Raw genomic sequence first — 12,469 nt, forward strand, 5'->3', positions numbered from 1 at the left:
GGGGGGAAGTCTCATGAGCAAACCGCTCAACTTGGAACAACTACAAAGCCATTGCATTACACAACTGGCTCCTATTTTAGGTGGCGTCCGTAAGGCACATGATGGACAGGTGCCCAATGAACTTCTCAACAACCACTATTTGCTTGGCTATATTTGGGGCATGGTATCTGTATCCATGAACCGTGCCCACTTAGAAAATGAGGGGGAACGGGGCCATACGATGATTGAGGTAACGGCCACACTCCTTCAACAAAACGCTCAACGCATTGGATCTAAACTGGCGACCTTGCACCAGTCCAATGAAGATTTAGATTACCTTGAAGGCATTAACGACGGGACCGATCGCATGGCTGCACCTTCTGAAGGACGCCGAGAAGAGGTCATCTACCGTCTTATGCATCGCTTGGAGCCTTACTGTTAATGAACGCTCACAACAAAAATGGCCACTCCCCCAACCCAGCGGGATTCATGCCGCCAGTTACAGATGTCACGCTGGAACGGCAACGGGACGCCATCCGTGATTTATGGAAACACCTTAATGAAGACGCTGCGGCTGAACTTTATTGTCAGGCGGAAAATTATCTCTCTTCTATTACCCCTGTCGTCTCCGATCGCTTAGGCGACCACATGCCCTGCGCAAAATTTTTGGATGATTATCTAAAAACCCTCTTCGGCAGTGATGATCCCCTACACGAAAAAGAGTTTTCTCAACGCTCTATGCTGGTAGATACCATGCGTGCTTCGGGTGGTAAGGTGCTCTCACTGGCCACCATATGGGGGGCGTTGACCTATGCTTTACACCAACAGGCGGAACAAGGGAATTCAGCCCATCGTCAGGTCTGGCATGAGAGCCTATTATACCGCACTCTCTTTTCTGATTTGGAACGACTGTTAGGCATTCATTTAAACCTTTATGAGTTAGAAGATCAGCTTCCACTGTTGGATGCACAGCCTTTTATGACCGCACTGATGCATGCCATTACCCATGCAGGCCGCCACCAGGAGCCGCTAACCGTGGTCTCCGTACTCCCCCACCATGGGCAGGAGCTTATGGACCCCGAGCACCGAGAACCTCCCGATGCCCAGGCGACCCTCCCTTTGGCTCGGCTACTGGTCCGTTCATGCCGGGCGGGTGACACCGTTGGCCGAATGGAAGATGGTGTTCTTTCACTTATTTTAGGCAAAACATCGGGTGAGGAAGCGGTCGCTTGGTTACAGCGCATTATTGACCGCTTTAAAAAAGAAAAAACCGGGGGATTTCACTTCAGTAGCGGTATGGTACACCTAGCCCCAGGGAACGAAGCTTCACCTGAAGAACTCTTAAGAACCAGCCGGAATAATCTGGAACACGCCCTTTCACACATCCATTTTGGACAGGGCTTCTACAACCATAAGACCAACTTTATCGGGTAGCGGTCACCCAGACCGCACTGGCCTGACTTTGGAGCGTCCTATGAAAACAACCATATTGGTCTGCACCAACGATCGTCCTGGCAACAACACATCCTGCGGTGCCCGTGGCAGTTATGAGCTCTACTTAGCCCTTGTTAAAGCGGCTAAAGAGTCTAACACCCCCTTTTCTGTCGGTGAACTACAGTGTTTTGGGGAGTGCAGCAAGGGCCCCAATATACGCGTTGCACCAGGTGGCGAATTTTTTCACCATGCCACAGAAGAGACCATTCCAGATATCCTCAAATCTGCCCAGGATAGGTGGGATGAGCGAGGCGGAGAGTAACAGCTTGCTCCTGCGCACACACCACAGATACGTTTAATACCACACCGACCACCACGCGCGATAACAGCGTGTCGGTCCCCCGTGTAACGCCTCTTTTATACACAGCATATATCACAAGCCAGAGCCCCTCTTCATCACCCCCCGTTTGAACACCTCCTGCTCAACCACACCCTCAAAACACAATCACAAGCCAACAACACCTTCATAACCTACGAGATGTGCAAAAGCTGCACAGCACCCGCTCCCCCTTTTTCTTTCGAAAAACACGACACAACCAAGCTATTTTTCGAATTTTTCCCTTAAGTTCCGAATCAATTCACTGGACCCGTCGGCAACTTTTCTATAAACTTTAGATAAAAATGGGCTTAAGCTCAAAAAAATGGCACCGTGGATACGTAATATAAAAACAAACCATTGGGCCAAACTGGATTATTCCAACGCAACTTTAGGGAACTGTTGCGTTTTATGGAGAGAAGCACATGGCGACCGAGTCTATTCAACCTAAAATTGAACCGGTACACCCTTCACGCCAACTGTATACCGCTCTACAAATCAATCCCAACATTGATAGCGCCTTAGCGGGTTCGGTCAGTTCGTTTGGGGAAGAGCGTATCACCTACCACCCTTTACGCCGTGCCTATACCAACGCTGGCTATGAAGGCGACTCTCCGGATGCGCTTTCGATCTTACGTGGTCGAGCAACGGTCCGTGGTGAGAACTTTCAAAACTATTTCGGGCGTGCAGTGGCTCTAGCCAGTTCAGAAAAACTGGAATACCCACACTTCACCAGCGGTTACGGGCAGACCTTTCCTGACTTTTCTGATCTAAGCCGCCAAGTTCAATACTCGAGCAGTGCGACATTTTACGGCTATCAACAGACGCAAGGGAACGGTTATCAACTGGATGGCTCCCCCTTTGCCCAAAATCTAAGCCGTTCGGTTTCTGATCTCTATCAAGCAGGCTCTAAGCTTGGTCCTGGCGTCCCCTCACTCCGCAGTAATTTTGATCTCGCGGCTTAAGCTTTGAATCTAAAAGCTACACTGCTCTTTTTATAACATACCAGCCCTATCTAGGCTGGTATGTACGTTTGAGCTCCCCCTAACTCAAACCCACCCCAAAATCCGTATATTTCTTTGAGCAAATAACGGTTTAGCATAAAAATCCTGCATACTAGATAAGCTTCACCTATTGATCCCTCACACTTTTTCAGACATACTTTCAGACCATAGTAGAGGGATGCTATGCACCCTCCCCCTTGATATAATAATGCGTCAGCAACAAGACCAAAATAAGCAAGGAAGCAGATGGGCGAAGCAGCACATACAGGCATCCTTGTGGTGGATGATGACCCCGACAGTCTCTTATTGGTCAAACACTACCTCTCTCAATTGGATGTAACCCTTTTTTTTGCCCACAACGGTCAAGAAGGGGTTGAACAATATCTTCAGCACCGTCCTCAACTGATTTTCATGGATATCGTCATGCCCGGCCTGGATGGGTTTCATACCACCCGCCAAATACGGCAGCAGCAGGATGCCCGTGATGAGTGTGCCATTCTGTTTATGACCGCACTACAAGAAGAAGAGACCCTGGTTCAATGCCTTGAGTGTGGTGGAGATGACTTCATAGCAAAACCCATCAAACGCACCCAGTTGTTAGCCCGCACAAAAAACTGGATCAAAAAAGTACAACTGACAACCCAAGTACGCGAACAGAGAGACCATTTAGCCTTTGAACGCCGCTTTGTAGAAAGCACGCTTGAGCGCATACGCCACTCTACTCGTCTAGATGAGAGCAATTTACGTTTTCTTATCGATGGTTTGGAACAAACGGCGGGTGATATTCTACTCGCAGCCCAACGACCTGATGGTGTTCAACAGGTATTGCTGGGAGATTTTACTGGCCACGGGCTACCAGCTGCATTAGGTGCCCCGCTGGTTTCAGATATCTTTTACAGCATGACCAGCCGCGGCTGTGGCATGGCGCACATCCTGACAGAGATTAATACAAAACTGCATAATCGCCTCCCCACAGGCATGTATTTGGCCACGGCTGCTTGCGAAGCAGACCATGGTCGTGGGCAAGTCAAGCTTTGGAACGCCGGCACTCCAGATATTTTAATCTATGAAAAACATGAGCTTAAATTCAGAGTCCCCTCTTCGGTCATTCCGCTGGGCATTACCGTGGATAAGAGCTTCCTGCCTGTTGGCCACCTCTACCAAAGCGACTATGCCAAGCGGGTCTTTCTTTACTCAGACGGCGTCACGGAGACGCAAAACAGTGAAGGCCTTTTTTATGGGCAGGAGACACTGGAACGGTTAATTGGCCAGATCATTGAGTTTAATGAGCCCTTAGAAATGATTCGTCATTTCCTTACCGCTTATCGTGGCCAATCTCAGCAAAAAGATGATGTGACCTTGGTTGAGTTGCTCTGCGATCCCACCCTACCTCTACCATATACCCAACCACACCTTATTCACCCCATGGGTACCAATAAAGAGGAGTCTGACTGGATATTGGAGCTTTCTTTTGGACCAGATGCCATTCGTTGCATGGATATGATTCCTCAGGTCATGTCTATTCTGGCCATTCGGAATAACCTTCGCCAACACTTCAGCAGCCTCTATACCATCGTGCGGGAGCTGATTACCAACGCCATCGACTGGGGTATTTTGGAACTCCCTGCCCCCTCACAGAACACAAAGATCAATGGTGAAAACCATCATCTAAAAGCGCGTTTAACGGCCATGCAGCGCCTGGAATATGGCTCTATCCATCTAACCATTCACCATATCCATGCCAGCATGGAACTGGACCGCCCGATCCACCATGGCTCGGTTCGTATTGTGGTGGAAGATTCAGGGCATGGTTTTGATGCCCACGGTGTGGATTTTAAAGCCAATCGCGGATTGGGCATTGTAAAAAAACTGTGTGATAACCTCGTTTTTCCATCCCAAGGTAACCGAGTAGAAGCGACCTATCGTTATTAAGCGCCCTTGGCACTTTATAAAACCAAACGTGGTTTTCCCTGGGTATCGCGCTTAATCAAGCATAAAGCATCAGCCTGCTTAACCACCTCTTCAGGCCACAGATGGCTAGGAATGGGATTATCTCCACAAAGAGATGCCGCCAAAAAGGGTGCATGCTGCGCAAGTATTTGGCAAACCCACTGCTGCAGTTGCCGACGAAGAGGCTGATCTTTTTCAGGCCACTGCAAGAGAACACGTCCTGGCACCAAACGGAATGTTTGGATACAAGCACAAACAACGGCAAGCGCCAAAGGCCACCCTTGTAATTGAAGTAATAGTTTTTTGGCATCTGGCCCTACTTTTCGACCCACAACCCGCTTGTAATACTGGTACATACGCTGTTCAGTCCAAGAGTTCAGCATATAATCTGCCTGCTTGCTCTGTGCGGTCAGCCATAAAACCCTAGGTTGGCCATCCAAGGGGAGCAAGCTGTGAACCTCCATAGGATTATGCAGCCCCTCTAAAACCAAAACCCCTTGTGCCTGCTTACGCCACCAAGCTTGAAATAGCCCACTCTCCACAGCATGTGTTGCGAGACCAGCTTGCTCAGCATGCTGTTGACACACCTCTTTGCGGTGCAAACTGGACATTTGTGCATCCAACCAAATAATCGGATGATAACGACCCTTGTTCCGATAAAAAAACTCTAACGCCAGAGTACGCTTACCCATACCAACAGCCCCAGCAACCGTTACTTGAGACTGTTTTCTAAATGTCTCCATCAGCCACAAAACCTCCTCTTCATCCATTTCTGCCCACCTTGGCCTCGCCCAAGGCACTCCGGCACGGGTAGGTAGAATATGATCTATCGGTGCTAAATATCCTTTATCTGCACTTCCAGAACGGGCAAGCAAACGCTCAATGCCATCCCGTACAAGTACAATACCTTGCTCCAGCCCCTCTCCAGTCAACGTTCCTGTGCCTGGGGGTAAAACCGTTATTCCATCTCGATCAAAATCATGTTTATGCGCCTGTAAACGTAGCGAAAGCATGCGAATTTCGTGGGCATAATGTCGGGCTAGCAGGGGTTGTAACAGGGTGGGTTGTTCCAGCCATGTGTTGACCAAAGGCACAATCACCCAACTGTGCAGGGGGCGCTTGGCCACCCACTGTGCTAAGGCAGATGTGTTGTTGGGATCTAACCGAAAAAGCTGGATAGCACTTATACTGCCCGCCAAGACCAATGGCTTAAGCGCCACCGCCAAAGGGTGTATAAGGGGATAATCCTGAGGGCAGGTTATCAAATGTAAGGAAGGTATGGTGGTCATCCCCCCATTGTGCCGTGAAAAAGCACCAAAAAAAACCCCGCTCCAGGGGGTTGGAGCGGGGCCGCGTATCGTTATTTCGCGGGAGGAGGGATGCAGATTTTTAGAGGGTGCCGGTAGGCTCTCGCTCCTTCCGGCCCTTCTCTATGTCGTACCGCTTACTGAGCGGCTGGCATTTTAGCTGTAGCTTGAGGCACACCCCAAGGACCGCGCTGCATGGCCCAAGGATGTTGAGGACGCCACATTTGAGGAGCTTGGTTCATCTTAGGGAACTTCTCCTGCATGGTGGCAATCTGCTCAAGCAACTGCTTTTGCATATTGTCATGATTTTCCATCATCTGATTGTGCAGCTTATCCTGCTGAGCCATGATCTCTTTTTTCAGCTCTTCGCCCTTAGGACCTTGAAAAGCTTTATTGTCCATGAGCTTTTTGTACATGGTGTACTGATCTTCCATCATCTTGCGATGCAGGGAGAACTGGCTCTCCATCAAAGTCTTTTGGAACTTAAAAGGAGACTTTGCAAAAGGAACCTGACCCTCTTCCATGGAAGGAACACCGTGGAAAGCAGCATAAGGGTTATAGTAACCGGGGAAGTAAGGCATTTTGGCTTCGTAAGCTGCAGGAGCAACTTCAGCAGTAGCAGCAGCTTGCTCACCAGCTTGAGCACCAACAGCCATGGTCATAGCGGTGGCCGCAGCCAAACCCATCATCATTTTGGAAACCTTCATTGCCAACTCCTTAAACCAGATATCAATACGGTATGGTATGTAGCGGCCATGACGGCCGTTGATGTCCTTATTCAAAAATAGCGGGCTAATAGGATGCCGCGCCTCCTTGTTGGTCATACAATGGCACAAGAGGATAGAAAATGAGAAATGGATTTGTGTAAAACAAATGATTGTTTTTTCAGCTTTTGTTACGATTAAGGCAAGCATTGAAAGAATTGATACAAACCGGTTACAGTTGAACACAATCCTGTTGCGCACCCTGCCATTTGCTGTCAGATGGTTGCATTTTTTTTGTCCAGCCCATGCACTTTTTGGGGCAGAAATGGAAAAAAACCCATAAGGATTTGCATTTTTTTTTCCCGTATCGCCATTCACTCCTTCGGATGTGGCCTAAATTTGGTTACAGTAGATGGCATAAAGAAAAAAAGCGTGGTGGAAACAACCGAAGTTCACCGATTAAACGCTTGATATAATAAGTTGCGATATACTTAAGCATTGTTGACGCATCGGGAGAGTTGGGATGACACAATCTACAGAGGGACCCCCACAACGAGACCATATTCTTGTCGTGGAGGATGATGAGGAGATCCGGGAGCTACTGACGGACTACCTCAATCAAAATGGTTTTGATTGTACCGCCCTGCCCGATGGTTCCCAACTCCGGGAAACAATGGACCGTGTTCGCCCTGATCTGGTGGTTATGGACCTGATGCTACCAGGGGATGACGGCCTGACCCTTACCCGTAATTTGCGAGCAGGTGCAACCACAGCACATGTGCCCATCATCATGCTCACAGCTCGTGTGGAAGAGACAGACCGGATCATCGGGCTCGAGATGGGGGCTGATGATTATCTGCCCAAACCGTTTAACCCAAGAGAGCTTCTTGCCCGCATTAATAGCGTAATGCGTCGTGCCCGTTCCGAACCGGTCACCAAAACAGATACCAGCCAGGTTAAAGGGTTTCGGTTTTCAGGTTGGCATCTGGAGATTGCGTCTCGCAAGCTTACAGCTCCAGATGGTGAGAACGTTACTCTGAGTCGTAAAGAGTATGAACTGCTCAATATCTTTCTACAAAATCCGCAGACCCTACTTAATAGGGATGCCATTATGATGAAATATGGTGGCCGAGAGGCCTCCCCTTTTGAACGGGGTATTGATGTTCAAATTGGGCGTCTACGCAAGCGACTTCAACATGGTACTGCTGATCCACAGGAGATGATTAAAACCGTTTGGGGGCAAGGGTATATGTTGGATGTCATCGTAGAAACCATCGTTTAAGATGGCACCTTAAACACCATGACCCTGTTCCCAAAAAGCCTCAAAGGGCGGTTGTTTCTCTTTATGGTGGTTGGCACTATGCTGGCCATGGCCATTAGTGGAACCCTCTACTTACGGGAACGTGGGCGGACGCTCTACTATGCTGGAGGTATTCAAACCGCTGAGCGTTTTGCGGCCATTGTGCGTCTGCTTGATCCCCTAGAAAATGAAACACGTACACGACTTGCCTCAGCGCTAGAGACTCCCCACCAGTTTATTCGCTTTAGTGACACCCCGGTGGAGATGGACCAAACACAATCGCCCTATACGGCTCAGGCTAAATTTGTTCATGCCCTGCTTGTCCGCTATTTGGAACAGACCCGAGCTTTAAAGGTGAGTGTTTTGGACCAGCGCAAGGATGCCAAACCCTTACGCAAGCTCCAAAGCATGGGGCTTCCAGCCTCCATGACCCCACCACCACAACCGATTATCGAGGCGGTCCCCGCTCCTAAAGAGAAAACCACAACCGCCGCACCAGACGAGACGACGGAACCTCAAGTTCAAACAGCGCCAACGGTAAACACACCACCCACTGCACTTAAAAGACCTGCGGCTGCGAACCCTTTCTTCCCAACCGGCATGTTCCCTCCTTTTATGGGTGGGCAGATGCTCAACCCCATGACGGGAAGACCCTATGTCCAAAACGCACCCCACACAGCCAATTTGCGCGACCCTGCAACAGGGGTAGCCCCAGACCCAAAACAGACCCAACTGGCTCAACCATACTACCCCTATGGCTATTCACCCTATGGGCAAACGGCGGCTGGCAATCAAGTACCGACACCAAGAGCAACCAGTGTTCCAGTGGTACCACCGGTTAAAGCAGCCCCAACAGCAACCTTTACCCCTGCCCCACCCTTTATTAATTTACCCGGTTTTACTCAAAATCCTACATCGACCCAACCAGGCATTGAGCAACCCGCAGGTGGTGCGCTACCGTTCCCTATGCCCATCCCGAGTGTGATGACACCACCGGGTTTTGAACGCCCCTTATTCAGACCTGCTTTTGAGTCTCCTTTAGCACCACCAAAACCTGAAGCCAAAGCAGAAGAACCAAAAAGCAAGAAACCCAAACGGACCATCACCCAAAAAGCCAAAGAGATCGAACCGGCCCCTCCGCTGGAAAAACGGCTGCTGCCAGAAGGCTTGGCCTTTGTTGCGCAGGTCAAACTACATGATGGGGTTTGGGCCATCTTTCACAATAATTTGCCTGAAACACTCTTTGAAGAGCCCAGGCGCCTGCTTTTTAGCGTCTCTATTCTTTTTGGAACCATTCTATTAATTACTTGGTATGTGGTCCATCAAGCCGTACGTCCCCTTGGGGTGCTGGCCAAATCTGCAGAAGCGTTGGGAAGAGACATCAAGCGGCCCCCTCTTAAAGAGAAGGGATCCCGTGAAATGCGCCAAGCAGCGAGCGCGTTAAATGTTATGCAGGCCCGTATTCTTCGCTATGTTCAAGAGCGCACCCACCTTTTGGGTGCTCTCTCTCATGATCTTAAGACCCCCATGACCCGCATGCGTTTGAGGGCTGAGATGATGCAAGACGAAACACTGCGCCAAAAAATTCTGACCGATTTAGCTGAAATGGAGTCAATGGCAGCCTGTTCTCTGGACTTCATTCGGGGCATGGAGAGTGGTGAACAGTATGAGTCGATCGATCTAAACGCCATGCTGGCCCAGATCGATGCTGAACATAGTGATATGGGCCATGAAGTGAAGATACTATGTGATCCTATGCCCATGGTATCGGTCAAACCCAAGAGCTTAAAACGCTGCCTGGATAACCTGATTAAAAACGCCTGCCTTTATGGTAAGCGTGCCTATGTTCGTGCTGGAACCGGACGTAATGGCTTACATATTGTCGTGGCGGATGATGGACCTGGTATTCCTGAAGATGAACTAGAGACCGTGTTTGAACCTTTTATGCGGCTTGAAAATTCCCGTAATCGAAAATCGGGTGGAACCGGCCTTGGGTTGGGAATTGCTCGAAATATTGCACGGGCCCACCAGGGCAACCTAGACCTTCGCAACCGCCCAGAAGGTGGGCTGGAAGCTGTCATAGCCCTGCCCAATGCCACGCACCCCCCCAAAAAAAGATGACCTCCTCTTAAGAGAAACAAGGACCGTATTTGAACCTTTCATACGGCTCTACAATCCCTGTAAGCGTAACCCTGGTGGTCGAAGCCTCGGGTTAGGTGTTGCTCAAAAGGTGTACGCCCCCATCAGAGTCATTCAGACCTTCACAACCGCCCAGGGGGTGGACGATAAGCTCTCATCGTCCAACCTAAACAAGCACAATGACCACCACAAAAGATGCCCCCAGCCTAAACTTTTTCGAAAAATGCCGACCAATATCGTCTAACCGCTCTAACACTGCACGAAAAACAATACGATCCCCGATCAATTACAGACCTATTTTTTGTATCTCACAGCCTAATCTACAAATTTCATCGTAAATATTCAGATAAAAGCCACCTTATTGCTTTTTTTTCTCATCTCTTTTCAAACCCAACCCGATATAAAAAACACCAAACAGGTATTTTTGCCCCTTTTGTGGTGTCTCTATCAAACAGGCCATCGCACCTCAGGAATATCTGATCTTAAGTATTTTAAGTAAAAGGCATGGAGCCTTTTTAAAAGGACAGACGGAGAGCTGACCGTGAAAAATCACCAATACCCCCTGTTGCGCAAATCCCGTCCGCTATACCGGATGATGCTGCCTGCTTTGGTGGTTGCACCATTACTCACCGGTTGCTTTGTACCTGTTTATGACAGTGGCATTTTTGGCTATGGTGGCGGCCAAGGCGTTATGGGTATCGACCCCTACAGCCAAAACCAAGGAGGATACGGCCAAGCTGGCTATGGTCATGGTGGTTATGGCCAAGCAGGATATAGCCAAGCGGCTTATGCTCAGGCTGCTTACTCACAAACCGCATACAGCCAAATGGTTGATCCCTATGCGCCAGCGATGGACCCCTACGGTCAACAGGTCTACACCCAATATGTAGACCCCTATGGCCAAGCCAGTTACGGCCAAGCAGCCTATAGCAATGGCTATGCTTATGCGCAGCAACAAGCGATACCTGCTTATGCTCAGCAACAAGCGGCTCCTGCTTATGCACAGCAACAAGCGGCTCCTGCTTATGCGCAGCAACAAGTGGCTCCTGCGTATGGATATGCACATGCTCAACATGTAGCTTATGCCGCACACGGTACATATACACAACCTGCCTACCCTGCTCAAAACCAAGGCTATGCAGCCCAGGCCATTGACCCCTATGCAATCTCAGCAGCCCATGGTCAACCCGTACAGGCTGGACAACAGGTTGCCGCTTGGCAAGCCCATGTACCCGCACAGGTTAGCCAGCAGGTTTACCAGTGGCAGCAACCCAATATGATGCAAGCCAACAGTGCCATACAAGCCCCACCAGCTGTTCATAAAATGGCGCCTAAAGCTATGCCAAGCATGCCTGCACGCAACAACCTGAGCAACTTGAAACCATTGCCTCCAGCCGTTGCAGAGCCCCCCCAGGCGATGATGCCCAGCGTAGGACCCCATACACCATTGGTTCCGACAACCAGCCGGATTCCACTGGTCAGGAACTAAGATTTAAAGTTGATTGTCATTTTAATCGCTAAAAAAGCGACAAACAGTCAACTCCTCCCTTGTTACTGCCGATAACGCTAACAAGGTTAAAAAAAGAGCCCTAAAAAGGGCCAATTCATACAAATTTGGGAAAATTGGGAAATAGGAGTGACACATGCCTGTCCAAATGAAAGAAAGGAATATCCGTCGGGTTGCATCTGCAGCTTTTGTATCGGCTGCTCTTTTACTGCCCATCACCGCCAGTGCGTTTGATGGTTCGATGCCCCCGTCAACCAATCAACTCTCATCAAGTTTTTTCAATGCACTGCCCTTGGGGCAGCCTGAGCCATTGATCAAAACCCAGGTGATCCGTAAGGGGTTGATGCATCCAGTGGACTATTGGTGGTACACCGATCCTTCGCTGACTGGAAAATGGGACTACTACACACCGGTTGCTCAAACAGAACAGCCGGTAGAAGTAATGACCCAACAGACCGCGTTACTGCGCCCTTCTCGGCCGCCGCAACAGCAGGTCTATAACTATGATAGCTATAACGTGGTGGTAAACCCTCCTCATGCGGGTCCGACACCACATAACTATGTTGTACACGCACCTGCTGCTACGTATAGCAATGCGTCACCAACAAAAAATTCGAACGGCCACATTAATACTTGGCTGAATGGTTCGATACCTGTACGTTATGTATCGATGGTAGAGACACGTGCTCCTCGTCATAAAGCGACGATTTATCGATAGAGGTTCGTATTACTGGGCACCGGGCACGTATTTAACACTCTGGGAGAACAA

Annotated in this window: 11 protein-coding genes; 9 read left to right on the forward strand and 2 right to left on the reverse strand. The window is 49.4% G+C overall.

The genetic code is table 11. From position 1 onward, the window contains the following. Positions 1–13: 13 nt before the first annotated feature. The 5 genes from V5T57_RS00660 to V5T57_RS00680 all read left to right on the forward strand — a co-directional run bounded on the left by V5T57_RS00660 (position 14) and on the right by V5T57_RS00680 (position 4,725). Positions 14–421, forward strand: coding sequence for a hypothetical protein (locus tag V5T57_RS00660; protein WP_332889216.1), 408 nt, complete (start codon positions 14–16; stop codon positions 419–421). After that, positions 421–1,413: a hypothetical protein gene (locus V5T57_RS00665; protein WP_332889217.1), complete on the forward strand. Its 993-nt coding sequence runs from the start codon at positions 421–423 to the stop codon at positions 1,411–1,413. Before V5T57_RS00660 ends, V5T57_RS00665 begins: the two co-directional genes overlap by 1 nt. 40 nt (positions 1,414–1,453) lie before the next feature. Further along, positions 1,454–1,735, forward strand: a complete 282-nt coding sequence (locus tag V5T57_RS00670) for a (2Fe-2S) ferredoxin domain-containing protein (protein ID WP_332889218.1) — start codon at positions 1,454–1,456, stop codon at positions 1,733–1,735. Between the two features lie 479 nt (positions 1,736–2,214). Beyond that, positions 2,215–2,754, forward strand: a complete 540-nt coding sequence (locus tag V5T57_RS00675; protein ID WP_332889219.1) for a hypothetical protein — start codon at positions 2,215–2,217, stop codon at positions 2,752–2,754. 285 nt (positions 2,755–3,039) lie between these two features. Next, the gene (locus tag V5T57_RS00680; RefSeq protein ID WP_332889220.1) at positions 3,040–4,725 is read left to right on the forward strand and encodes a SpoIIE family protein phosphatase; all 1,686 of its coding nucleotides are present in this window, start codon (positions 3,040–3,042) and stop codon (positions 4,723–4,725) included. A gap of 14 nt (positions 4,726–4,739) precedes the next feature. Here V5T57_RS00680 and V5T57_RS00685 read toward each other — a convergent pair whose 3' ends face one another. Next, positions 4,740–6,032: a hypothetical protein gene (locus tag V5T57_RS00685; protein WP_332889221.1), complete on the reverse strand. Its 1,293-nt coding sequence runs from the start codon at positions 6,030–6,032 to the stop codon at positions 4,740–4,742. A 155-nt stretch (positions 6,033–6,187) separates the two neighbouring features. After that, on the reverse strand, positions 6,188–7,132 hold the full coding sequence (locus V5T57_RS00690) for a hypothetical protein (RefSeq protein WP_332889222.1): 945 nt from the start codon (positions 7,130–7,132) through the stop codon (positions 6,188–6,190). Between the two features lie 145 nt (positions 7,133–7,277). Here V5T57_RS00690 and V5T57_RS00695 point away from each other — a divergent pair, with 145 nt between their 5' ends. From V5T57_RS00695 to V5T57_RS00710, 4 genes are all read left to right on the forward strand, one after another. Then, positions 7,278–8,036 carry a response regulator gene (locus tag V5T57_RS00695; RefSeq protein ID WP_332889223.1) on the forward strand — a complete coding sequence of 253 codons (759 nt, stop codon included), beginning with the start codon at positions 7,278–7,280 and terminating at the stop codon, positions 8,034–8,036. An 18-nt stretch (positions 8,037–8,054) separates the two neighbouring features. After that, the gene (locus tag V5T57_RS00700; protein WP_332889224.1) at positions 8,055–10,175 is read left to right on the forward strand and encodes an ATP-binding protein; all 2,121 of its coding nucleotides are present in this window, start codon (positions 8,055–8,057) and stop codon (positions 10,173–10,175) included. Between the two features lie 559 nt (positions 10,176–10,734). Continuing rightward, on the forward strand, positions 10,735–11,682 hold the full coding sequence (locus tag V5T57_RS00705; protein ID WP_332889225.1) for a hypothetical protein: 948 nt from the start codon (positions 10,735–10,737) through the stop codon (positions 11,680–11,682). 154 nt (positions 11,683–11,836) lie between these two features. Further along, complete coding sequence (locus tag V5T57_RS00710) at positions 11,837–12,418, forward strand: hypothetical protein (RefSeq protein ID WP_332889226.1); 582 nt, start codon at positions 11,837–11,839, stop codon at positions 12,416–12,418. The last annotated feature ends 51 nt before the right edge of the window (positions 12,419–12,469 follow it).

It is taken from the genome of Magnetococcus sp. PR-3, from assembly GCF_036689865.1.
GTDB lineage: Bacteria > Pseudomonadota > Magnetococcia > Magnetococcales > Magnetococcaceae > Magnetococcus.